Source organism: Mycolicibacterium celeriflavum, from assembly GCF_010731795.1.
GTDB lineage: Bacteria > Actinomycetota > Actinomycetes > Mycobacteriales > Mycobacteriaceae > Mycobacterium > Mycobacterium celeriflavum.
Window position 1 is genome coordinate 2,348,931 of sequence record NZ_AP022591.1, and the last position, 23,004, is coordinate 2,371,934.

Annotated in this window: 26 protein-coding genes; 6 read left to right on the top strand and 20 right to left on the bottom strand. The window is 66.8% G+C overall.

Going from position 1 to position 23,004, the window contains the following annotated elements; all coding sequences use genetic code 11:
- Nucleotides 1-107: 107 nt before the first annotated feature.
- From mftD to mftA, 4 genes are read right to left on the bottom strand one after another with little or no spacing between them, the layout of a single operon-like run.
- Nucleotides 108-1,298 (bottom strand): pre-mycofactocin synthase MftD, encoded by a 1,191-nt coding sequence (gene mftD / locus G6N18_RS11535; protein ID WP_067217790.1) that lies wholly within the window; start codon nt 1,296-1,298, stop codon nt 108-110.
- Between the two features lie 2 nt (nt 1,299-1,300).
- Entirely contained in the window at nt 1,301-2,503 is a 1,203-nt protein-coding gene (gene mftC, locus G6N18_RS11540; protein WP_083001035.1) for a mycofactocin radical SAM maturase, read from the bottom strand.
- Nucleotides 2,500-2,820, bottom strand: a complete 321-nt coding sequence (mftB, locus tag G6N18_RS11545; RefSeq protein ID WP_197931663.1) for a mycofactocin biosynthesis chaperone MftB — start codon at nt 2,818-2,820, stop codon at nt 2,500-2,502. The genes mftC and mftB overlap by 4 nt, the downstream gene beginning before the upstream one ends.
- Before the next feature lie 17 nt (nt 2,821-2,837).
- Nucleotides 2,838-2,930 carry a mycofactocin precursor MftA gene (gene mftA / locus G6N18_RS11550; protein ID WP_067217694.1) on the bottom strand — a complete coding sequence of 31 codons (93 nt, stop codon included), beginning with the start codon at nt 2,928-2,930 and terminating at the stop codon, nt 2,838-2,840.
- Between the two features lie 112 nt (nt 2,931-3,042).
- Between mftA and mftR the strand changes: the two genes are divergently transcribed.
- The 3 genes from mftR (at nt 3,043) to G6N18_RS11565 (ending at nt 5,512) form a co-directional block, all read left to right on the top strand.
- Entirely contained in the window at nt 3,043-3,642 is a 600-nt protein-coding gene (gene mftR / locus G6N18_RS11555) for a mycofactocin system transcriptional regulator MftR (RefSeq protein WP_083001037.1), read from the top strand.
- Nucleotides 3,643-3,707: 65 nt separating this feature from the next.
- Nucleotides 3,708-4,232: an RNA polymerase sigma factor gene (locus tag G6N18_RS11560; protein ID WP_067217702.1), complete on the top strand. Its 525-nt coding sequence runs from the start codon at nt 3,708-3,710 to the stop codon at nt 4,230-4,232.
- A complete protein-coding gene (locus tag G6N18_RS11565) occupies nt 4,229-5,512 on the top strand; it encodes a VOC family protein (protein WP_083001039.1) in 1,284 nt (427 codons plus the stop codon). Before G6N18_RS11560 ends, G6N18_RS11565 begins: the two co-directional genes overlap by 4 nt.
- A gap of 52 nt (nt 5,513-5,564) precedes the next feature.
- Here G6N18_RS11565 and G6N18_RS11570 read toward each other — a convergent pair whose 3' ends face one another.
- Both G6N18_RS11570 and G6N18_RS11575 read right to left on the bottom strand, forming a co-directional pair.
- The gene (locus G6N18_RS11570) at nt 5,565-6,740 is read right to left on the bottom strand and encodes an NAD(P)/FAD-dependent oxidoreductase (protein WP_083001041.1); all 1,176 of its coding nucleotides are present in this window, start codon (nt 6,738-6,740) and stop codon (nt 5,565-5,567) included.
- Nucleotides 6,741-6,809: 69 nt separating this feature from the next.
- Nucleotides 6,810-7,256: an Rv2324 family transcriptional regulator gene (locus tag G6N18_RS11575; protein WP_067217712.1), complete on the bottom strand. Its 447-nt coding sequence runs from the start codon at nt 7,254-7,256 to the stop codon at nt 6,810-6,812.
- A 113-nt stretch (nt 7,257-7,369) separates the two neighbouring features.
- On the opposite strand from G6N18_RS11575, the gene rocD reads away from it, so the two are divergent.
- A complete protein-coding gene (gene rocD, locus G6N18_RS11580) occupies nt 7,370-8,614 on the top strand; it encodes an ornithine--oxo-acid transaminase (RefSeq protein ID WP_083001042.1) in 1,245 nt (414 codons plus the stop codon).
- A gap of 24 nt (nt 8,615-8,638) precedes the next feature.
- Here the strand turns inward: rocD and G6N18_RS11585 are convergent, their stop codons facing one another.
- The 10 genes from G6N18_RS11585 to G6N18_RS11630 form a co-directional block, all read right to left on the bottom strand.
- Nucleotides 8,639-9,490, bottom strand: coding sequence for a mycofactocin-coupled SDR family oxidoreductase (locus G6N18_RS11585; protein WP_179962396.1), 852 nt, complete (start codon nt 9,488-9,490; stop codon nt 8,639-8,641).
- Nucleotides 9,491-9,573: 83 nt separating this feature from the next.
- The gene (locus G6N18_RS11590) at nt 9,574-10,407 is read right to left on the bottom strand and encodes an SHOCT domain-containing protein (protein ID WP_083001044.1); all 834 of its coding nucleotides are present in this window, start codon (nt 10,405-10,407) and stop codon (nt 9,574-9,576) included.
- Nucleotides 10,408-10,504: 97 nt separating this feature from the next.
- Complete coding sequence (locus tag G6N18_RS11595) at nt 10,505-11,374, bottom strand: cutinase family protein (protein ID WP_083001136.1); 870 nt, start codon at nt 11,372-11,374, stop codon at nt 10,505-10,507.
- Nucleotides 11,375-11,522: 148 nt separating this feature from the next.
- Nucleotides 11,523-12,713: an elongation factor Tu gene (gene tuf / locus G6N18_RS11600; RefSeq protein WP_067217723.1), complete on the bottom strand. Its 1,191-nt coding sequence runs from the start codon at nt 12,711-12,713 to the stop codon at nt 11,523-11,525.
- Between the two features lie 84 nt (nt 12,714-12,797).
- Complete coding sequence (gene fusA, locus G6N18_RS11605; RefSeq protein ID WP_082949228.1) at nt 12,798-14,903, bottom strand: elongation factor G; 2,106 nt, start codon at nt 14,901-14,903, stop codon at nt 12,798-12,800.
- Nucleotides 14,904-14,976: 73 nt separating this feature from the next.
- Nucleotides 14,977-15,447: a 30S ribosomal protein S7 gene (rpsG, locus tag G6N18_RS11610; protein WP_059101330.1), complete on the bottom strand. Its 471-nt coding sequence runs from the start codon at nt 15,445-15,447 to the stop codon at nt 14,977-14,979.
- Nucleotides 15,447-15,821: a 30S ribosomal protein S12 gene (gene rpsL / locus G6N18_RS11615; RefSeq protein WP_014209181.1), complete on the bottom strand. Its 375-nt coding sequence runs from the start codon at nt 15,819-15,821 to the stop codon at nt 15,447-15,449. The genes rpsG and rpsL overlap by 1 nt, the downstream gene beginning before the upstream one ends.
- A 320-nt stretch (nt 15,822-16,141) precedes the next feature.
- Nucleotides 16,142-16,729 carry a TetR/AcrR family transcriptional regulator gene (locus G6N18_RS11620; RefSeq protein ID WP_067217727.1) on the bottom strand — a complete coding sequence of 196 codons (588 nt, stop codon included), beginning with the start codon at nt 16,727-16,729 and terminating at the stop codon, nt 16,142-16,144.
- A gap of 77 nt (nt 16,730-16,806) precedes the next feature.
- Entirely contained in the window at nt 16,807-17,334 is a 528-nt protein-coding gene (locus G6N18_RS11625) for a DUF3558 family protein (protein ID WP_407663569.1), read from the bottom strand.
- On the bottom strand, nt 17,331-17,864 hold the full coding sequence (locus tag G6N18_RS11630) for a DUF3558 domain-containing protein (protein ID WP_083001046.1): 534 nt from the start codon (nt 17,862-17,864) through the stop codon (nt 17,331-17,333). The genes G6N18_RS11625 and G6N18_RS11630 overlap by 4 nt, the downstream gene beginning before the upstream one ends.
- Nucleotides 17,865-17,950: 86 nt before the next feature.
- Between G6N18_RS11630 and G6N18_RS11635 the strand changes: the two genes are divergently transcribed.
- Both G6N18_RS11635 and G6N18_RS11640 read left to right on the top strand, forming a co-directional pair.
- Complete coding sequence (locus G6N18_RS11635) at nt 17,951-18,385, top strand: DUF3060 domain-containing protein (RefSeq protein WP_067217737.1); 435 nt, start codon at nt 17,951-17,953, stop codon at nt 18,383-18,385.
- Nucleotides 18,382-18,798, top strand: a complete 417-nt coding sequence (locus tag G6N18_RS11640) for a DUF3060 domain-containing protein (RefSeq protein WP_067217740.1) — start codon at nt 18,382-18,384, stop codon at nt 18,796-18,798. The genes G6N18_RS11635 and G6N18_RS11640 overlap by 4 nt, the downstream gene beginning before the upstream one ends.
- A gap of 99 nt (nt 18,799-18,897) precedes the next feature.
- On the opposite strand, the gene G6N18_RS11645 is transcribed toward G6N18_RS11640, so the two are convergent.
- The 4 genes from G6N18_RS11645 to G6N18_RS11660 are packed head-to-tail and all read right to left on the bottom strand — an operon-like array spanning nt 18,898 to nt 22,956.
- Nucleotides 18,898-19,662, bottom strand: coding sequence for a crotonase/enoyl-CoA hydratase family protein (locus G6N18_RS11645; RefSeq protein WP_179962397.1), 765 nt, complete (start codon nt 19,660-19,662; stop codon nt 18,898-18,900).
- Entirely contained in the window at nt 19,659-20,372 is a 714-nt protein-coding gene (locus G6N18_RS11650) for a PaaX family transcriptional regulator C-terminal domain-containing protein (RefSeq protein ID WP_407663570.1), read from the bottom strand. The genes G6N18_RS11645 and G6N18_RS11650 overlap by 4 nt, the downstream gene beginning before the upstream one ends.
- Nucleotides 20,373-20,392: 20 nt before the next feature.
- Entirely contained in the window at nt 20,393-21,331 is a 939-nt protein-coding gene (locus G6N18_RS11655) for a crotonase/enoyl-CoA hydratase family protein (protein WP_083001050.1), read from the bottom strand.
- Nucleotides 21,328-22,956: an acyl-CoA dehydrogenase family protein gene (locus G6N18_RS11660; protein ID WP_083001052.1), complete on the bottom strand. Its 1,629-nt coding sequence runs from the start codon at nt 22,954-22,956 to the stop codon at nt 21,328-21,330. Before G6N18_RS11660 ends, G6N18_RS11655 begins: the two co-directional genes overlap by 4 nt.
- Between the last annotated feature and the right edge of the window lie 48 nt (nt 22,957-23,004).

Below are 23,004 nucleotides of genomic sequence, written 5' to 3' on the forward strand. Positions count from 1 at the left end.
ATGCGCAGCAATTCATTCGGTGGAATTTTCAACACCGGCAGCGACACCGTCCCGCCAGCCCCGTGCGTCCCGCCTCTACCAGCAAGTTCCCTCGGACGCGCTCGGAGTCAGGCGGTCCGGTCGCCGGGCACGCCGAGTGCCCGGACGAAGTCGGGCGGAACCAGGATGTCCTCGGCTTCGAGATCATGCACCGACGCGCGACCCAGACCCATCAATGCAGAATCGATGCCGCCGCGCAGGACGTCGAGCACGTTCTCGACACCGGCCTGCCCGTTGGCCGCGAGGCCCCACAGGTACGCCCGGCCGATCATCACCGCACGAGCGCCGAGCGCGACGGCCTTCACCACGTCGCTACCCCGACGGATACCGCCGTCGAGCAGCACCTCGACGTCGTCTCCGACCGCCTCGGCGATCGCAGGCAGGGCCCGGATCGACGCCGGTGTCCCGTCCAGGTTGTTGCCACCGTGGTTGGACACGGAGATCGCCGAAACACCGGCATCCACAGCGCGTTTGGCGTCGTCAACCCGCATCACCCCCTTCAGCATGAAGGGACCGCCCCACAGCTCGCGAAGCCAGGCGATGTCCTCCCAGGTCGGCGGGGGCGTACCCATCCACTCGCCGTAGGCGGCGAAGAACGGCGGACCCGCCTCACCGCGGGCCGCCTGATTGGGCACCCGCAGGTTTGGCGGCCGCAGCGTCTTGCCCCATTGCCACATCCAGCTCGGCCGGGTCAGCCCCGTCGGGAGCATGCGCACGGTCGTGCGCAGGTCCATCTGCTCGGGGATCTTCGGGCTTCCCCAGTCGCGGCCGTGCGAGAAGCTCCAGTCGGTGGTCACGATCAAACCAACGGCGCCGGCCTGCCGGGCCCGCTCGACCCTGGCCGCGATCGCGTCCCGGCCACCGAGCCAGTAGACCTGGAAAAAGAGCTTCGGGTTGGCCGCGATCACCTCCTCGATCGGCTTGCTGGCGAAAGACGACAGGCCCATCGCGGTGCCGCGGGCGGCTGCCGCGCGTGCGACCGCGACCTCGCCTTCGGGGTGGACCGCCTGCACCCCCGTCGGCGAGATCAGCACCGGCAGCGAAATCTCTTGTCCCATCACGGTGGTGGCCAGATCACGCTTCTCGGTCGCCCCGATGACGTGCGGCGCGAAGCCCAACTCGGCGAAGGCGTCGACGTTGTCGGAGACCGTCACGCCCTTCTCGCTCGCGGCGACAAGCGCGGAGTACACCGGTTTGGGAAGTCGACGCTTGGCCCGCTCCTGAGCGGCGGCGACTGTTTCGAACCACGTGTCAGCCATGATCACACCGGACTTTCGTTGCAGAATCGGGCCGGGGGTTTGGTCAGCAGCTTCAGGGCTACCGGACCTTGTTTGGTTCCCCTGGAGTGGTCACCACTGGGCTTGGGTTTGACGCGCTCCTGTTCCAGGGCCGGGGCACCCCAGCCCTCCACGCATTCGGGGTCTGGGCCGTCCAGTGGCAAACCGGTGAAGAACTTGGCGGCCATGCAGCCGCCGCGGCAGCTGTCGTAATGGCCGCAGCTTCCGCAGGCACCTGCCGACTGCGGCTCGCGCAGCTCGCGGAACAGTGGTGCGTGCTGCCAGACGTTCTGAAAACCGCCGTCGGACAGGAGGTTTCCGGCCAGGAACTTATCGTGGATGGCGAACGGGCAGGCGTAGACGTCGCCGACGGGGTCGATGAGGCAGACCACCCGGCCGGCCCCGCACAGGTTCAACCCGGCCAGCGCGCCGGGCGCACCCAGTCCGGACAGGTGGAAGAACGAGTCGCCGGTGAGCACCCCGTCGCCCTTGGCCACGAGCCAGTTGTACAACTGACGCTGTTGGTCTGCGGTGGGGTGCAACTCGTCCCAGGTGTCGGCGCCGCGACCGGAGGGCCGCAGTCGGGTGATGCGCAGCGTGGCACCGTACTGTGCTGCGAGAGCGGCGAATTCGTCAAGCTGATCGACGTTGTGGCGGGTGACGACCACCGAGATCTTGGCGTCGGAGAAGCCGGCGTCGGCGAGGTTCTGCAGCGCTCCGGTGGCCATCGCGAACGAGCCGGCGCCCCGCACGGCGTCGTTGACTTCCGCGGTCGCGCCGTCCAGCGAGATCTGCACATCGACGTAGTCGCTGGCGGCCAGCCGGGTCGCGACCTCGGGCGTGATGCGCACGCCGTTGGTGGAGAACTTGACGCCGACGTGATGGGCGGTGGCGTAGTCGACGAGTTCCCAGAAGTCCGGACGCACGGTCGGCTCACCGCCGCCGATGTTGACGTAGAACACCTGCATGCGCTCGAGCTCGTCGATGATGTCCTTGCACTGCTGGGTGGTCAACTCACGCGGGTCGCGCTTGCCCGACGACGACAGGCAGTGCACACACGCCAGGTTGCACGCGTAGGTCAGCTCCCAGGTGAGGCAGATCGGGGCGTCGAGGCCGTGCTCGAACTGTTCGACGAGCCGCGGCACGGGCTGGGCGGCCGGCGCGGGCGCCGAATCTACAGAAGTCATTGCAACACCAGCATTTTCGATTGAGCAAGCACACCGAGTGCGTGCAGATACGGTGCCTGCTGCGCGTCGTCGATACCGGCGGCGCGGCAGGCGGATCGGGCGTCGGGATGGTCGGACAGCGCGTTGACGACGTCAACGATGGTCCGGTTCTTCAGGAAGGACAGCTTGCGCGTTCCGAAGTGGTAGAGCAGCGCCCCGAACGGCTCGGGCCGCACCGCCACCTGGTGGTGTAGCCGCCAGCCGAGTTCCGGGTCGAACACCGGGCCGGAGTCCAACTCCGGGCCGGGGCCCGAGTCGGACTCCGGCCGGGACGCCACTCTCGACGAAGTCACGGTCAGTAGACCCCGCACATCCCGTCGATCGACACCTCTTCGACCAGCGTCTCGGTGACGAGCTCGTCGGCCTGCACCTGCTCATTGGGTTCCATGGGCTTGCCTTTCTCGGGGCGCTTTCGCGGTTCTCGACAATTGTGATCGAGATCGCAATATTATGGCATCGGGTGCCAGAATGGAAGAGGGGCACCCGGAAAAGGAGCGCGCATGGGCTCGGGAGCCCCGCATCGGGTGGGCCGCAGGCGCGCGACGACGTGGGCGCACATCAGCAACGTGGCCATCGACATGTTCGCCGAGCACGGCTTCGACGAGGTCAGCGTCGACGATGTCGCCGAAGCCGCGGGCATCGCCCGGCGCACGCTGTTTCGCTACTACCCGTCCAAGAACGCGCTGCCATGGGGCGATTTCGACGCGCACCTCGAGCATCTGCGGGAGCTGCTCACCGACCTCGATCCGAGCGTGCCGATCCGCAATGCGTTGCGCACAGCACTGTTGGCGTTCAACACCTTTGACGAGGCCGAGACCGCGCGCCATCGACAGCGCATGCGGGTGATCCTCGAGACCGCGGCGCTGCAGGCCTACTCGATGACGATGTACGCAGGATGGCGCGCGGTCGTCGCGGCGTTCGTCGCCAACCGGCTCGGTACCAGGGCCGGCGACCTGGTGCCGCAGACCGTCGCGTGGACGATGCTCGGCGTGGCGCTGTCCGCCTACGAACACTGGCTGGCCGACGAGTCGGTGTCGCTGGCCGAGGCGCTGGGCGCGGCGTTCGACACGGTCGCCGATGGCCTCGATGCGCTCGGCTGAGCGGCGCGGCCGAATTTTTTCGATTGGGGCGTCGGAGTTCAGTCCCCGACGGCGACGATATGAGTGTGAGCGCCGAACCGGATGGCACCGACGCTCCACGGGCACTGCTGACGCTGTACGACGAAGCGCTGCCGGTCGTATACGGATACTTCGTCCGGCGCTGCGGTGACCGTGGAACCGCCGAGGACCTGACGTCGGAAACCTTTCTGGCGGCGATGGACGCCGCCCGCAAGGAGGCGCCGCCGCCGATGACCGTCCCGTGGCTGCTCGGGGTGGCGCGCCACAAGCTGGCCGACCACTACCGGCGCCGCCACGACCGGTTCAGCATCCCCGTCGCCGAACTGCCCGACCAGCCCGACACGTCCGACGACTGGGACGCCGAACTGGACCGGATCGTCGCCGAAAGCGTGTTGGCCAAGCTGCCCGAGCACCATCGCACCGTGTTGGCGTTGCGCTACATGGACGACTGCTCGGTGCCCGAATGCGCCGACCTGATCGGCCGCACCGTCCACGCCACCGAGGCGCTGCTGGTGCGGGCCCGCAGGGCGTTTCGGGCGCACTACCCGCAGCCGGAAGGGAGGCAGCCGTGAACAACAGCCACGACCCGCTGGCCGTGCTGCACGGCGACGAGCTGCCGGTCGCACCCGATCCGGCGTTCGCTGCCCAGCTGCGCGCTCGCCTGGAATCAGCACTGTCACTACCCAATCGGACACAAGGAGTTCAAATGAGTGGCACCGATACCGCGATCGCCGAACTCACCGAACCGTCGACCGTGACATCCGTCGTCCCCCGCAGCGCCGCACTGCCATACCTGACCGTCAGCCCGGCGCGCGACGCGATCGCCTGGTACGTCGATGCGTTCGGGGCGAGGGTGGTCGGTGATCCGATCGTGATGGACGACGGCCGCATCGGCCACGCCGAGCTGGCGATCTCGGGTGGCGTGTTGTACCTGGCCGACGAGTATCCCGAGCTCGGCCTCAAATCACCTGCCCCGCAGGCTGCTTCGGTGTCCCTGATGCTCGAGGTCTCCGATGCCGACCGTGCGCTGGCCCGGGCCAGGGAACGCGGCGCGACGGTGCAGCAGGAGGTCGGTGAGGCGCACGGTTCCCGCAGCGCGACCATCGTCGACCCGTTCGGCCACCGCTGGATGCTCAGCGGGCCGATGACCGGTTCGGCGGTCCCGATTCAGCACGGCGACGTCGGCTACGTCTCGGTGTGGGTGCCCGACGCCGACCGTGCCGCGGCGTTCTACGGCCACGTCCTCGGCTGGAGCTACGACCCGGCGACCCATCAGGTGACCAGCACCGACCAGCCGATCGGCATCTACAGCGTGGCAAGCGGCCAGGGCATGCTGTGCTGCTACGCGGTCACCGACCTCGACGGCGCACGGCGCTCCATCATCGACGGCGGCGGCGTGGTCGGCCAGCCCCAGGAGTTCGACTTCGGCACCGTGCTCGACGCCACCGACCCCGCCGGTACCGCGTTCGCGGTATTCCGGCCGACGCCCGGCACACCGCGGCCGGCGCTCAACGGTACTGGGCCAGGCGAACTTTCGTACATCACCTATCAGGTGCCGGATTCGGCCGCGTTCAAGGCGTTCTACGGCAGGTTCCTGTTCTGGACGTTCGAGCCGGGACACGTCGACGACGGCTGGGGTATCCGCGACACCCATCCGATGGCGGGGTGCGCCGGCGGCAACCGCGAGGCGGTGACCGTCCCGATGTGGACCGTCGCCGACATCGACGCCGCGGTGGCGCGGGTGCGTGACGCGGGGGGCGCCGTCATCGAGGAGCCGTCGCAGCAGCCGTACGGGCGCTCGGCGCTGTGCACCGACAACCAGGGCACCCGCTTCTACCTCGGCGAACTATAGGGATTTCGGTGTACTTCGTCGCGGTCAGCGCTACCAACTACACCGAAATCACTCAACCCAGGACGTCGGCGATGGGTGCGCCCGCCGCGATCTTGGCGCGCACCTTCATGACCTTGCCCGGCATGCCGCCGCCCACCACCCCGACGACCACGCCGTCGCGTTCGTAGAAGGCCAGGAACTTGCGGCCGTCGTCCTCGACGACGTGCACCGTGTCATCGGCCTGCGGTTCGCCGAGGCACTGGATCTTGACGTCGTACTGATCGCTCCAGAAGTACGGCACCGAGACCGCCGTCGGCGGCTCCTGCCCCAGCATCGTGGGCACCAGGACGCGGGCCTGGTCGGCGACGTTGCTCCAATGCTCCACGCGCACTTGATGTCCCGTGTCATGCCGCCAGGACGCGACGTCGCCGATCGCCCAGACGTGCGGTGCGCTCGCCCGGCCCCGGTTGTCGCAGACGACGCCGTTGTCGACCTCGATGCCGCTGCCCTCCAGCCAGCCGGTGGCCGGTCGCGACCCGATACCGACGACGACCAGGTCGGCCTCGAGAACCGTGTCGTCGCCGAGCACGACCGTCTCGACGCGACCGGCGCCGCGCACCTCCGCGACACCGACGCCGCAGCGCACATCCACGCCCTCGGCGCGGTGCACCCTCGCCACCAGCTCACCGATCTGCTCGCCGAGCACCGATGCCAGCGGCGCGGGCTGCGGCTCCACCAGCGTCACCTCGACGCCGAGCTTGCGCAGGCTCGCCGCAACCTCACAGCCGATGAACCCAGCACCGATGACGACGGCGCGCCGGGCTGAGCCGGCCTGCTTCCGCAGCGCCACGCTCTCGTCGTAGTTGCGCAGTACGTGGATGCCCTCGAGATCGGGAAACGACGGAATGCGCTTGGGCACCAGTCCGGTAGCGATGATCAGCTCGTCGTAGCCGACCTCGCTGCCGTCGGCGAGGGTCAGTGTCTGCGCAGCCGTGTCGACCGACCGTGCGCCGCTGCCCAGCCGTACGGTGATGTCGTTCTCCGCGTAGAACTCCGCGGGCTTGAGCGTGACGTCGTCGGTTTCGGAACGCAGCACTTCCTTCGACAGTGGCGGGCGGTCGTACGGCAGATGGTCCTCGTCGCTGACGATAGTGACCGGTCCGGTGTACTCGGACCGGCGCAACTGCTCGGCCGTGCGGGAGGCGGCCAGTCCGCCGCCGACGATGACAATGCCCCCTGATGTGGTCATGGGCAGTTTCTTACACGATGCCTGCGGCGATCTGTCTGCCACCCCGGCCAAATCGTGCCGGCCCGGCCATCAGCCCCGACCGCGGTCGATGATGTTTGTCAGCACGACGATGCTCTCGCTGCGTTCGACCTCGGCGGCCGAGCGGATACGCTCCAGCGCCTTCTCGAGGTGGCCCATGTCGCGCGCCACCACGTGCAGGATCGCGTCGGCCGTACCGGTGACGGTTGCCGCGCTGATCACCTCGGGAATGTCAATCCACGCCGCCCGCAACCGGTCTGGGGCGATGGTGCCGTGACGGAACACCTGGACGTACGCCTCGGTGGTCCAGCCCAGCGCGCTGCGGTCGACGACGGTGGTGAAGCCACGGATCACGCCGTTGTCGAGCATGCGGTCGACCCGCCTCTTCACCGCGGGCGCCGAGAGGTTGACCCGCTCTCCGATATCGGCGTAGGTGGCGCGCGCGTCGTGGGTCAGCGCGGCGAGGATCTGCTCGTCGGTATCGTCGAGACGATCCATGAACACCTCCGCACAATGAATCGCCGTATTGCGCGATTGTACACAACAGACAGCCGGTAGACGCGCAATGAGCGATGATTGATTGCGCAATCAGGCCGTTCTACCGTCTATTCATGACGCTCGACACCGCTACCGTCGTGTTCGAACCCCGCGGGACGACTGCCACCGAAGCGGCGATCACGATCGACGACCGCTATGTGGCACACAACTATTCGCCGTTGCCGGTCGTCGCCGCCAGCGCCGACGGTGCGTGGATCACCGACGTGGAGGGCCGCCGCTACCTGGACTGCCTGGCCGCGTATTCAGCGGTCAACTTCGGCCACCGAAACCCGGAGATCACCGAGGTCGCGCACGCCCAATTGGACACCGTGACGTTGGTCAGCCGCGCCTTTCACTCCGACCGGCTCGGCTCCTTGTGCTCGGCGTTGGCCGATCTCTGCGGCAAGGACATGGTGTTGCCGATGAACAGCGGCGCCGAGGCGGTGGAGAGTGGCCTGAAGGTCGCCCGCAAGTGGGGCACCGACGTCAAGGGCGTCGCAACCGACGCGGCCAATATCGTGGTGGCGCACAACAACTTCCACGGCCGCACCACGACGATCATCAGCTTCTCCGACGACGAGGCCGCCCGCCGGGGTTTCGGCCCCTACACACCGGGGTTCCGGGCCGCGCCATTCGGTGACGCCGACGCGTTCGCCGCCGCGATCGACGAGAACACCGTCGCGGTGCTGATCGAACCGATTCAGGGCGAGGCCGGAATCGTTGTTCCGCCCGACGACTTCCTGCCCCGGCTTCGGTCATTGTGCACGGAACGCAACGTGCTGTTGATCGCCGACGAGATTCAGTCCGGACTGGCCCGCACCGGCCGGACGTTCGCATGCGAGCACTGGGGAGTCGTGCCGGATGTCTATCTGCTCGGCAAGGCGCTCGGCGGTGGCGTGGTGCCGTTGTCGGCGGTGGTGGCCGACGCCGACGTCCTCGGCGTGCTGCATCCCGGTGAACACGGTTCGACGTTCGGGGGCAACCCGCTGGCCGCGGCGATCGGCTCGACCGTGGTGGCGATGTTGCGACGCGGCGAATTCCAGTGCCGCTCCGCTGAGCTCGGTGATCGCCTGCACCGGCGGCTGCGTGAGCTGATCGGCCGCGGTGTCGTCGCGGTCCGCGGCAAGGGGCTGTGGGCCGGCGTCGACATCGACCCCGCGTCAGGCACCGCGAAAAGCGTCAGCCTGCGCATGGCGCACCGCGGCGTCCTGGTCAAGGACACCCATGGCTCGACGCTGCGATTCGGTCCGCCTTTGGTGATCACCGCCGACGAGATCGACTGGGCTGTCGAACAGTTCGCCGCCGCGCTGGTCGAATGAGTTAAGGCTTCATGGCGCGAAAAGTCAGTGCTTCATGGCGCCGCGGTCCACGGCGATCTGGCTGCCCGACAGCGACTTGGAGCCGTCACCGGCCAGCCAGGCGACGACGTCGGCCACTTCCTCCGGCTCCATGAAGCCCTGCAGGCCTTTGCTCTCCTCGTCCAACGGCTGGTACGGCATCGGCGAGAAGCTGTGCAGGTAGCTGGGGTACTTGGCAAAGATCGCCATCATCGCGTCTTTCTCCACCATCGGCGTCTCGATCGAGTACGGATGGATCGAGTTCACCCGGATCCCGAATTCACCGGCCTCGATCGCAAGGGAGTTCGCCAGCGCCGTCAGCCCGTGTTTGGAGGCTGCGTAATGCGCGTTGCCGGGCGTGGCCTTCAGCCCGGCCGACGAGCTCACGATGATGATCGATCCGCCGTTGCCCGCAGCGATCATCGCGGGCACGGCCGCGCGGATGGTGCGCCACGTGCCGTTGAGGTTCACGTCGATGACGGTGTCCCACTGGTCTTCGGACATCTCCCAGATGCGGCCCCAGCTGAGCACACCGGCATTGGCGACCACGATGTCGAGCCTGCCGAACTGTTCGACGCCGTCGGCCACCACTTGCTGAAGTGCAGCCAGATCCCTGATGTCGACCTCGCGGGCGAGCACCTTGCGCCCCGTCGCCTCGACGGCCCGAACAGTTTCGGCCAGTTCTTCCGACGTCGCCATCGGATAGGTGATGGTTTCGGATATCGGCGCACAGACGTCGATCGCGATGATGTCGGCGCCCTCACTGGCCAGTCGGACCGCGTGTGCCCGGCCCTGCCCGCGCGCGGCTCCGGTGATGAATGCCACTCGGCCTTCCAGGGGTTGGTTCGTCGCCGTCACCGCTGCTCCTTTCGGGATGCTGCGGACAGGCTAACAGCCGAACTGAAACGTGTTCTAGTAGCCGTCCCGGGTGCTGGGACAGCTCAGAGATCGGCGATGATCTGCTGTCGCTTGGCGGTGTACTCGTCTTCGGAGATCGCGCCGGTGGCACGCAACGTTTCGACTTCCTGCAGGCGTTGGGCGGTCGACGGCTCCGGCGCCGCGATCGGCGAGGCGAGCGGTGCCGAGGGAGCCGGCGGGGCGGTCGCCCCCGGCGCCTGCTGGGCGGCGGCTCGACGCACCACCGCTTGAACCTGTTGCAGTGCAGCCGGATTCGATCTCAGGTCGATCATGTTGTTCAGGCCGATGTTATGCGCCTTGAGGATCTGCAAGATCTCCATCAGCGCGGTGGTCTGACCGGTCAGGTCGTAAGTCCTGTTGTCCTCGGCGATGGTGAAGTTGGCCGGCATCAGCCCGCTGACCAATCCGCTTCGTTCCCAGTCGATCTGATACTCATTGGTCATCGGATCCACCAATGCGACCAGTTTGCGGTTGGTGATCATCGGCAGCCTGGTGATCGAGGCGATCACCCGGTCCTGGCTGGCGAACGGCGCGATACCGGGCCCGGAGATCTGCAGGTCGAGTTTGACCAGCGGCTGTTCGTTGATCCGGGTGCCCGTTTCGTGAATGCCGGTGACTTGAGCCAGTGCCAGCACTCCGGTCTGCTCCAGAGCGGCGGTCTTGGCAGCCGACCGAGCGCCCGCGGCGGTGATCGCCAGTGCGATCAGCACGTCGAGGGCGGTGATCAGGAGGCCGGCCCAGAACATCCACTTCATCAACGGATCGCCGCCCGTCGCGAAGTAGATCACGAGGAAGATCGGTCCGACGATTCCGCACAGCAACACGAAGGCTTGGACCTTGATGTGACGCCACAACATTGCCTGCCACGCTCCCGTCGTCGGCGACCCGCGTGTCAGATTAACGCCAAACCGCCGTCGGTGAGGCTACGAAAGGCGTGCCTGGACCGGCCGGCGGTTACTCGGACGGGGTCGTTGCGTGCATTGGTGTCGTCGCACCCAGTGGGGTGATCGGAAGAGCCTCTGGTGCCTCGGTCGCAGCCGCGGGTCCGACGAGTTGATACAGCGGCTTCGTCCACCGGTAACCGCCGGCGGCGGTCGTGTAGCTGGTGTGGATGACGGTCGACACCTTCGACACTTCCTCGGCGTCCGGGTCGTAGTCGCAGACCGCGTCGCCGAGTTCGCAAACACTGATCGTGCGGGCGCCGATGGCCGGTGGCATCGGTTGCGGAGCGTGGGCCAGGATCGGCCAATCCTGCGCAACGCCCTTTCCGGCGCCCGGAACACTGGTGACTGAGCCGATGTTGATGGTCGGGTCGGCGGGCAGCCGGTCGCCGTCGGCGATCAGCAGTGCGGCAACCATGTTCGGGTTTGTACCCGCCGTGTGCAGGTTGCGGTGCACCACCATCGCGCCCTGCGAGTATCCGGCGAGCACCACCTTGGACTGCGGGCAGCGCTGTGTGAACGCGGTGTACTGCGAGCCGAGGGCTGCAGCGCCGGCGTCCACACTGCTCATGAAGCCCAGCCACTCCCCTACGCCGCCGTCGTCATCGGGCACTGCCACGGCGGGATACTCGACGGCCTCGGCGGTCATCGTGCGCCCGTCGCGCTGCACCAGCCGCTGCAGATCGAGGTAGGACTGATAGATGTCGTCGCCCATTCCGGCGTTCGCGGTCAGGTCGCCGTCACGCTGTCCCGAGCCCGCCGCGCCGAACCAGTGCACGTCGGGGCAACCCGGGGCGGCTTGCGCCAGGCCTGCGGAGAGGCCGACGAATGCGGCACCGGCAATCGCGGTCGCGCTGGCGAGCGTAGTGAGACGACGAAGCATGAACCCAACCCTTCTGCGCCCGACCAGGGCATACGCGATGTACATCGCCTCAAGAGTCACGGGCGTTACGGATCAGATCTCGCGAACACAACACGAAAGCGGCGCCCACCCGCAGGTGAGCGCCGCTATCGCGTACTGAGCTAGTAGATCACTTGATGATCTTGGTGACCCGGCCGGCGCCGACGGTACGGCCGCCCTCGCGGATCGCGAAGCGCAGACCCTCGTCCATGGCGACGGGCTGGATCAGCTTCACCGAGATGTCGGTGTTGTCACCGGGCATCACCATCTCGGTGCCCTCCGGCAACGTCACCACACCGGTCACGTCGGTGGTGCGGAAGTAGAACTGCGGACGGTAGTTGTTGAAGAACGGCGTGTGCCGGCCACCCTCGTCCTTGGACAGGATGTAGACCTGACCCTCGAAGTCGGTGTGCGGCGTGGTGGTGCCGGGCTTCACGACGACCTGACCGCGCTCGACGTCCTCACGCTTGATGCCGCGCAGCAGCAGACCGACGTTGTCACCGGCCTGACCCTGGTCGAGCAGCTTGCGGAACATCTCGACACCGGTGACCGTGGTCTTGGTGGTGTCCGGACGGATGCCGACGATCTCGACTTCCTCGTTCACGTTGACCACGCCGCGCTCGACGCGACCGGTGACCACGGTGCCGCGGCCGGTGATCGTGAAGACGTCCTCGACGGGCATCAGGAACGGCTTGTCGGTCTCACGGACGGGATCCGGAATCGACTCGTCGACCGCGTTCATCAGCTCGACGATCGAATCGACCCACTTCTCATCGCCCTCGAGCGCCTTGAGCGCAGACACCTTGATGACCGGTGCCTCCTCGTCGAACTCCTGGGCGGCGAGCAGCTCGCGCACCTCGAGCTCGACGAGCTCCAGCAGCTCCTCGTCGTCGACCGCGTCGGCCTTGTTCAGCGCGACGAGGATGTAGGGCACGCCGACCTGGCGGGCCAGCAGCACGTGCTCACGCGTCTGCGGCATCGGGCCGTCGGTCGCCGCCACCACCAGGATCGCGCCGTCCATCTGGGCGGCACCGGTGATCATGTTCTTGATGTAGTCGGCGTGACCGGGGGCGTCGACGTGCGCGTAGTGACGCTTCTCGGTCTGGTACTCCACATGGGAGATGTTGATCGTGATGCCGCGCTGACGCTCCTCAGGCGCATTGTCGATCTGGTCGAATGCGCGCGACTCGTTCAACTCGGGGTACTTGTCGTGCAGCACCTTGGTGATTGCTGCGGTCAGCGTCGTCTTGCCGTGGTCAACGTGACCGATGGTCCCGATGTTGACGTGCGGCTTCGTCCGCTCGAACTTCGCCTTCGCCACTGTGTGGTCCTCCTGGACTGTGTTAGTGCTTGTCTAAAGCAGTGTTGATCTTTGCAGTTGTTTCTCGCCGCAAAGCAACCGGGGCTATTGCCCGGTTGCCTTAGCGATGATCTCCTTCGACACGGCCGCCGGAACTTCTGCGTACGAGTCGAACACCATGGAGTAGTTCGCCCGGCCCTGGGTCTTCGACCGAAGGTCGCCGACGTAGCCGAACATCTCCGACAGCGGCACCTGCGCCTTGACGACGCGGGCACCGGATCGCTCCTCCATGGCCTGGATCTGACCACGGCGGGAGTTCAGGTCGCCGATCACGTCACCCATGTAGTCCTCGGGTGTGGTCACTTCGACCGCCATGATCGGCTCGAGGATCACCGGCTGCGCAGCCTGTGCCGCTTTCTTGAGCACCTGCGAACCTGCGACCTTGAAGGCCATTTCCGACGAGTCCACCTCGTGGTAGGCGCCGTCGAGCAGCGTCACCTTGAGGTTGACCAGCGGGTAGCCGGCCAGCACGCCGTACTGCATGGCGTCCTGAGCGCCGGCGTCCACCGACGGGATGTACTCGCGAGGGATACGGCCGCCGGTGACCTTGTTCTCGAACTCGTAGGTCGCCCCGTCCTCGCCGGTGAACGGCTCGAGGTCGATGAGCACCTTCGCGAACTGGCCCGAGCCACCCGTCTGCTTCTTGTGGGTGAACTCGACCTTCTCGACCTTGCGCTTGATCGTCTCGCGGTAGGCCACCTGCGGCTTGCCGACGTTGGCCTCGACCTTGAACTCGCGCTTCATCCGGTCCACGAGGATGTCGAGGTGAAGCTCGCCCATACCGCCGATGACGGTCTGGCCGGTCTCCTGATCCAGGTGGACCTTGAACGTCGGGTCCTCCTCGGCGAGCTTCTGGATCGCGGTGCCGAGCTTCTCCTGGTCGCTCTTGGTCTTGGGCTCGATGGCCACCTCGATCACCGGATCGGGGAAGGTCATCGACTCCAGCACGATCTGCTGGTTCGCGTCCGACAGCGTGTCACCGGTGGTGGTGTCCTTGAGCCCGATGACCGCGTAGATGTGGCCTGCCGAGGCACGCTCGACGGGGTTCTCCTTGTTGGCGTGCATCTGGAACAGCTTGCCCAGCCGCTCCTTCTTGCCCTTGGTGGAGTTGATGACCTGTGACCCGGACTCGACAGTGCCGGAGTACACGCGGACGTAGGTCAACTTGCCGAAAAACGGGTGCACCGCGATCTTGAACGCCAGGGCCGAGAACGGCTCGTCGACCGACGGCTTGCGGCTGATGACCTCGTCCTCTTTGCCGGGCACATGACCCTGCACGGACTCGACGTCCAGCGGCGACGGCAGGTAGTCGATGACCGCGTCCAGCATGGGCTGCACGCCCTTGTTCTTGAACGCGCTGCCGCACAGCACCGGGTACAGCTCGGAGTTGACGGTCAGCTTGCGGATCGCTGCCTTGATCTCGGCGACCGTGAGCTCTTCACCACCGACGTACTTCTCCAGCAGTTCTTCGTCGGTCTCGGCGACCGCCTCCAGCAGCTTGGTGCGGTACTCCTCGGCCTTCTCGGCGAGCTCGGCCGGGATGTCCTCGACCTCGTACTTCTCCCCGAGCGCGGTCTCGCCGCGCCATACCTTGGCCTTCATCTCGACCAGGTCGACAACGCCGATGAAGTCGTTTTCGGCGCCGATCGGCAGCTGGATGACCAGCGGCGTGGCACCGAGACGCTCCTGGATGGTGCGCACGGTGAAATAGAAGTCGGCCCCCAGCTTGTCCATCTTGTTGACGAAGCAGATGCGCGGAACGTCGTACTTGTCGGCCTGCCGCCAGACCTGCTCGGACTGCGGCTCCACGCCTTCCTTGCCGTCGAACACCGCGACGGCGCCGTCGAGCACGCGCAGGCTGCGCTCCACCTCGACGGTGAAGTCGACGTGGCCCGGGGTGTCGATGATGTTGATCTGGTTGTCGTTCCAGAAGCAGGTGACGGCCGCTGAGGTGATCGTGATACCCCGCTCCTGCTCCTGCTCCATCCAGTCGGTGGTCGAAGCGCCGTCGTGCGTCTCACCGATCTTGTAGTTGACGCCGGTGTAGTACAGGATGCGCTCGGTAGTCGTGGTCTTACCGGCATCGATGTGCGCCATGATGCCGATGTTGCGGACCTTGTTCAGGTCGGTAAGCACGTCCTTCTGTGCCACAGAAGTCTTCTCTTTCGCTTGGTAGTTGCTGTTGTATTGCGCCGGCGGGCAACACTGCTCGCGCCGGCGGCTGTCACCAGCGGTAGTGCGCGAACGCGCGGTTTGCCTCGGCCATCTTGTGGGTGTCCTCACGCCGCTTGACGGCGGCACCCAGGCCGTTGCTGGCGTCGAGGATCTCGTTCGCCAGGCGCTCGATCATGGTCTTCTCGCGGCGCTGCTTGGAGAAGCTCACCAGCCAGCGCAGCGCGAGCGTCACCGAACGGTCCGGCCGGACCTCGACCGGAACCTGGTAGGTGGCGCCGCCGACGCGGCGGCTGCGAACCTCGAGCGCCGGCTTGACGTTGTCCATGGCCCGCTTGAGGGTGACCACCGGATCGGTGCCGGTCTTGTCGCGGGCCTGTTCGAGCGCACCATAGACAATGCGCTCGGCCAGCGATTTCTTCCCGTCCAGGAGAACCTTGTTGACCAACTGGGTGACCAGCTGCGACCCGTACACCGGATCGTTGACCAACGGACGCTTGGGCGCGGGTCCCTTGCGCGGCATCAGCTCTTCTCCTTCTTCGCGCCGTAACGGCTACGAGCCTGCTTGCGGTTCTTCACGCCCTGGGTGTCCAGCGAGCCGCGGATGATCTTGTAGCGCACACCCGGCAGGTCCTTCACACGACCGCCGCGCACCAGCACCATCGAGTGCTCCTGCAGGTTGTGGCCCTCACCAGGGATGTAGGCGGTGACCTCGACCGCGCTGGTCAGCTTGACGCGCGCGACCTTGCGAAGTGCCGAGTTCGGCTTCTTCGGCGTGGTGGTGTACACGCGGGTGCACACTCCGCGACGCTGCGGGCTGCCCTTGAGGGCCGCGGTCTTCACCTTGGCGATCTTGTCGCGGCGACCCTTGCGGACCAGCTGCTGGATGGTTGGCATCTACCGGCTTTCTGTGTTGCTGCTCTGAAGTTCTGGTCAAGTCTCTGTACTGCACTTTTGTCCCGGTCACGCACCCCGCGATCGGGTGTGTCGCACGCGCCCGCCCGAGGCAATCGAAGGCATTGCCTCAATTCTCAGGGCATGGCGACATGCGAATTGGCCCGGCGTGCAGGCACGCTTGCGCTGCAAACGAGCCGCAAGCGCCTTATCTGCCAGGCACGATCGTCCACAATACCAGTACAGCGGCAGCGCTCCAAACCCGTTGGCCGCGCACTAACCGCAGGTCAGGTTACCTTCATGCCGACAGGTCACATGTGCCTCTACCGACGTTCCATGCCGGTGGCCAACCGCATCACCATGTCGCTGTACACCGCGTCGGTGTCGATGCCATCCATCGCTCCGGTCATCTCCAGCAGCACGAACCCGTGCATGGCGGACCAGAACTCCAGAGCCGCATAGAACGCGTTCTCACCTTCGAGCCCGTAGGAGGCCAGCACCGCGATGACGGGTGCGGCGGCCGCCCTGGTGGCCTCGGTGAATTCGGGGTCGTCGCCGCCCAACGGCATCCGGGTGAAGGCCGAATAGCGACCCGGGTGGTGATGGGCATAGCTGCGGTACGCACTGGCCATCGCCACCACCGCGTCGTCGCGGGTGCGGCCCTCGCCCACGTTGGTGAGCATGCCGATGATGTCGCCGACGACGCGCATTCGCACGGTTCTGCGCAGGTCTTCGAGGCTGTTGACGTGGTTGTACAGCGACGGGCCCTTGGTTCCGAGCTGGGTGGCGAGCGCATTGATGGTCAACGCGTCCCAGCCTTCGCGGTCCAGGAATGTGAGCGCGGCGTTGACGATCGAGTCGCGGCTGAGTCGGGGCGATCGCCGGGCCGCCGTACCCGCGGGCTGTGCCATGCGCGTCGCCCCCTGCCGTCTCGTCGGTTCCGAGTTGATTCCCCCGGAGAAAACTAACACCTCTAGTTTCCTCCAACTCAGTTGACGCGCTCCTGACTGAGCTCGGCGAGTTGCTCGGTGATCGAGCAGAGTTCGGGCAGCGTCGCCGGATTCATGGTCTGGATCGACCAGGTGATGACGTCGCCGCCCTTGGCCACATAGAAGCTGCAGGCGTTCCCGTCGAACGCCTTGAACCCCTTGTTGCCGTCGACCGACAGTTCGGTCAGCGTGCGGCCGGCGTGCTGTTCCAGCGACCGCTCGGTGTCCATGTCGCTGCCGCGGTACCACCAGGTCGAGATGCCCATGCCGGCGCCGACCGTGCCGAACACCGAGTTTTCCTGCCAGAAGCAGCCCGCGTCGCTGACGACGGTCCTGGTGAACTGCGCGGAGCCGGCGGCCGCGGCGACGTCGGCGTCGGTGATGCCGTTGCAGTCGACGCTGCGGAAACCGCTGTCGACGGCCGTCGGAGAAGGCGTCGCGGGCGTGTCGTCGGACGGCCCGCAGGCGGTGAGCAGCGCCGCCGAGGCGGCCAGCGCGGCAATTCTGCGGTGGACCGCCACGGTCACATCTCCGACTTCAGGGTGGCGGAGAGAAGTCTTTCCGCGTCTACGCACGGATCGCCCACGGACGGGTCGCGGCGCTGCACCCACCAACTCAACACCCCGCTGCCGGCCGCGGCGGTGGCCGAGCACGCGGCGCCGGTGATGTCGCGCCGCGCCACGAACGCCCGGTGACGTTCCACCACGGTTTCGGTGACTTTTGCGCCCCGCTCGGTGGCCAGCGCGCGTTCGCGGTCGAGGCTGCCGGTCTGGAACCAGGAGAACGTGGCGTCGATCGTCGCGTCGCCGCTGAACAACACGTACTGGCAGACCGCACCGCTGTAGGGCCGCATGGCGCGATCGGCGCCCAGGATGTCGCGGACGGTGTCATCGTCGAGCAGGGCGCAGCGGTCGTCGACGTAGCCGTAGTCTCGCTCGGGATCGGATCCGTCGGAATGAGCGCGCTGCGCGGTTCCGCTGACGGTCTCAGCACACCCTGCCACCGTCACCACCGCTACGATCGCCGCGACAGCAATCGAACCGACCCGCCCACGCATCGCAACTCACGCTACCCAGCGCAGACGTCAATGGCGACTCGGGTGAACCGCTGTGGATCTCGGGCGTCGCCACGTACGCTTCCCACATGATGTGGACTGTTGTAGCCCGGTCACTTACGGCATCCGCGATCGTGGTTCCGCTGATCGTCGCCGCTCCCGCCGCGTATGCGCAACCAGTGGTCTGCAACCCGTTGGCGCGTAACTGCGCTGACACCGGCGTCGTCGGGGCCCACCGTGGGACAGACACCCACATCACGGGTATCGGCATGGTCGAGACGATCGACTGCAACAACTCCACGCTGCTCGTCAACGGCGCCAACAACCGGATCAACGCGTTGGGAACGTGTTGGGGAGTGACCCTGCAGGGCAACGGCCATGTCGTCGTCGCGGACAACATCATCAACGACGTGACGGTCTACGGCTGGGATCAGACCGTGCTGTACAAGAACGGAGCGCCATTGGTGTGGGACCGCGGCCGCGAACTCGGCATGACCAACCGCATCAACCGGGTGCCCGCATGAGCACGCGCACTCGTTCCACAGTCGCAGCCGCTGCCGGGAGCGTCGCGGCGGTCGCACTGCTGCTCGCCGGCTGCGGATCCGAGAGCAGCGACACCAACAGGCCGACTGCGACGGCGGGGTCGTCGGGCGCCCAGGTCGAAATCGGCAACACCATCAATTACGGCTCCTTCGGCACCACCGCCGACATCGACTGCGCCGACGGCAAATCGCTCAACATCGGCGGGTCCAACAACACGCTGACGGTCAAGGGCACCTGTTCCAACGTGAACATCGGCGGTGCGGACAACAAAGTCAACTTCGAAAAGGTCGACAAGGAGATCAGCGTCGTCGGCCTGAACAACACCGTGACGTATCAGGACGGTGATCCGAAGATCAACGACACCGGCACCAACAACAAGATCACCAAGGCCTGACCCTTTCTTGGCGCGAACGTGCGTGTTTGCACACGACACGCCGCGCGAAATCAGCACTTTGCGCACGCTCGCACCGGCTCGACGGTGCGAGAAACGCGCTTAGGCGCTGGCGCCGTGGCGACCCGCACCGGCCGCGAAACGTGCGGCGCCGTCCAATGATTCGGCGGCCACGCGTGACATACTGCCGAACTCGAAATCCATCGCCTCGGCCTCCGAGCGTCCCCACTGGTTGAGCAGAGACATCCGATCGGCGCGCATGCACTGCTGCGGCAGCCTGGCGAGTTCGGCGGCGAGTTCTTCTGCCCGCTGCCGCGCTTCGCCTTTGGCCACCACCCGGTTGGCCAGACCCATCGACAGCGCTTCGGCCGCGTCGACGGCACGGCCGGTGAGGATCAGATCCATTGCGCGGCTGTGCCCGATCAGCCGCGGCAACCGCACGGTGCCGCCGTCGATCAGCGGTACTCCCCAGCGGCGGCAGAACACGCCCATGACCGCGTCATCCTCGACGACGCGCATGTCGCACCACAGCGCCAGTTCCAGACCGCCGGCAACCGCGTAACCACTCACCGCGGCGATCACCGGTTTGGACAACACCATTCGGCTCGGGCCCATCGGGCCGGGGCCGGTTCGATGCACGGGGTTGGCGTCGGGTGTACCGAACGCCTTGAGATCAGCTCCGGCGCAGAAGGTTCCGTTGTCCCCCCACAGCACCGCGACGGCCGCCGAGTCGTCCTTGTCGAACTCGTCGAAAGCCGCATACAGTCCCGCGGCAGCTGGACCGTTGACGGCGTTGCGCGCCTCGGGCCGGTTCATGATCACCGTGGTGACCGCACCGTTCTTCTCGACCCGCACGCCACCTGTCATGTCGCCTCCATCAGTCGGTCACCGTCGCGCCGCGCGGACAACTCCGCGGCGAAGTCGTTGTACGCCTGGCGCAGCGCAGCGCCGGGCCAGTCGTCGGGCAGCAGCTCTTGCGGCAGTACCGGATCGGTGAGCAGGTGGCGAACGATCGCGGCCGCGGCGACGAAGCGCCCGGGTACGTCGGCGGCCGAAGCCATTTCGTCGAGCAGCGCCCCGCCCGTCCTCGCCCAGCCCGGCAGGTCCCACAGCCGCGCCGCCAATTCCGCGGGCTCGGCGTCACGGGCATGAAGTACCCGTGCACGGCGCAGCACCTGCGTCGGCAACTCGCTGTCGAGGTTGTCCGGGCGCAGCCACACGCCTTCCCGCAACTCGGCGAACCGGCCGTCGTGCAAGGCGTTACGCAGTCCGGCGCGGGTGCGGGCGTCGGTGCCGACGCTGGTGATCACCACCGTCGTCCAGTCGCCGTCCCATTTGCGCAGCCGCGGATTGATCGCGTCGTCCTGGCGTCGTTGCCGCGCCAACAGGCGGTCCGACAATCGATAGCCGTCCGCTGAACGCACCAGGTCGCCGGCGCTGACCATTCGCGTCAGCGCGACTCGGACGGTGGGCTCGCGGATATCGAAATCTGCGGTGAGGCGGAGCAGTTCGCTCACCGTGGCCCATGCCGGATGCGCGCCGAGCAGCACGCTCAGCACGACCGAGCGAGCGGTCATCCGCGACAGCGACTTCGGCATCACACCCCAGATGCCTTGCGGCCGTGGTCGCCGAACGGTTCGTCACGCTGGCGTACCGCTTCGCGGAAGCCGTGTTCCCGTGACTGCGCGACGAACGCATGCCCCTCGGGTGTGTGTCGGGCGATACCGTCGAACACCGTCGAGATCATCGCGCTGTTCGCGGTGCCCTGGTTGTACAGCGCCGAGTTCATCGCCAGTTTGACCATGATCAGCTGGTTGATCGGCACGCGGGCGATCCGCTCGACCAGTCGCTCGGTGCGCTCGTCGAGGTCCTCCGGCGAGGGTGCCTCCACCGCCAGCCCCCACTCGGAGGCCTGCGCGCCGGTGATCGAATCACCGGTCAGCAGAAGCCGTTTGGCACGCTGATCGCCGAGCCGATGTGCCCACATCCCCGCCGCCGGCACACCCCACACGCGGGTGGGCGGATAGCCGATCTTGGCGTCGGCCGCCGCGATCACCTGGTCGGCATGCAGCGCGATGTCGGTACCGCCCGCGACACAATAGCCGTGGATCTTGACGACCGTCGGCTTGTCGCAGTGCATCAGGCTGGAGAAGCCGCGAACGAACCGGCTCATCATCTGATAATCGATCATTGGATCCCACGGCTGATCCGGAAGGTGGTTGACGGCCTGCGTCTTCCCCGACAGCACGGTGTCGCGGTACGGGTTGCCGCCACCGGCCGACGACGAGCCCTCGGCATAGGCCGACAGGTCGAAACCCGCGCAGAACCCCTCGCCGCGACCGGAAACCAGGATCACGTGCACGTTCGGGTCGAGGTCGGCCCGTTCGACAAGCGCCGACAGTTCCAGCGGCGTGTCCGCGACGATCGCGTTGCCCTTCTCCGGGCGGTTGAACGTGATGCGGGCAACCCGGTCGGTGACCTCGTAGGTCATCGTCTTGAGGTTGTCGAAGTCGACCGGCCTGATCGCGTGCGTCATCCCTTCACCAGGGCGCGTTCGATGATCGGCGCGAGATCCAGTCCGGTGGGCAGGGTTCCGAACGCACCGCCCCACGCGCCGCCCATCCGGGTGGCCAGGAACGCCTCGGCGACAGCGGGATGCCCATGGCGTACCAGCAACGACCCCTGCAGCGCGAGGCTGATGTCCTCGGCGACCTTGCGGCCGCGGTACTGGATGGTCTCGAGGTCGCCCAGCGCGGGCCGCAGCGCATCGACGTGGGCGTCCAGGCGGGGATCGGAGCCAGCGGTGACGGCGAGCTCGTCGAACAGCACGTCGATGCACTCCGGCCGAGTAGCCATGGCGCGCAACGTATCCAGCGCGCTGACGTTGCCCGAGCCCTCCCAGATGCCCATCAGCGGTGCCTCCCGGTAAAGCCGCGCCATACCGAAGTCCTCGACGTAGCCGTTGCCGCCCAGGCACTCCATCGCTTCGGCGGCGTGCGGGGTGGCGCGCTTGCACACCCAGTACTTGCTGGCCGCCAACCCGATTCGGCGCAGCAGCGTCTCGCGGGCATCGCCGCGCACCGCGGCATCGGTCGCGCCGGCCATGCGCATCGCGACGATCGTCGCCGCCTCGGCCTCGACGGCGAGGTCGGCGAGCACGTTGCGCATCAGCGGCTGGTCGATGAGGTACTCGCCGAACGCCTTTCGGTGCTGCGCGTGGTGGATCGCGCGAGCCAGGCCGCTACGCATGCTCGTTGCGCTGCCCAGCGTGCAATCCAGCCGGGTGAGGTTGACCATTTCGATGATGGTCGGCACGCCGCGGCCCTCTTCGCCGACGAGCCACGCTAGCGCGCCGTCGTACTCCACCTCAGACGATGCGTTGGCGTGGTTGCCGAGCTTGTCCTTCAGCCGCTGCAGGAGCATTCGGTTGCGGCTGCCGTCAGGCAGCACCCTCGGGAGCAGGAAGCACGACAGCCCGCCCGGCGCCTGCGCGAGCACGAGAAAGATGTCGGACATCGGCGCCGAGGTGAACCACTTGTGGCCCCGCAGCGAGTAGCTGCCGTCGCCGTTCGGCGTCGCCTCGGTCGTTCCCGCGCGCACATCGGAGCCGCCCTGTTTCTCGGTCATCGACATGCCCGCGGTGATTCCGGCCTTGGTGGAAGGCACCTTCAGCTCGGGGTCGTACTCGCGGCTGACCAGCAGCGGCTCGTACACAGAGGCCAACTCGGGGTTGTGACGCAGCGCGGGTACGACGGCGTAGGTCATCGAGATCGGGCACATGTGTCCGGGCTCGGGCGTCCACACCGACGTCTTGGCGGCGCGCACGACGTGGGCGCCGGGTCGGTCATCGGCCCACGGCGCGGCGTGCAGCCCATGCCCGACGGCGACGGTCATCAGCGAGTGGTAGGCGGGGTCGTACTCGACCTCGTCGACGCGGTGCCCGTAGCGGTCATGGGTGCGCAGGATCGGTTGGTTGCGGTCGGCCAACTCGCCCCAGCGCTGCGCCTGCCGCGAACCCGACAGCGCGCCCAACTCGGTGACCTCGTCGAGGCCCCATTCGCCGCCCTCGCGGATCAGCGCTTCGGTGAGCACCGGCGAGGTCGCCGGGTTGTAATCCTCCAGCGGGGAAACTTGGTTGGTGACGACATGCGTGTCTGGCATGACGCCGATATTACACTTTTTCTACAGTCGCACAACAACCCGTAATAG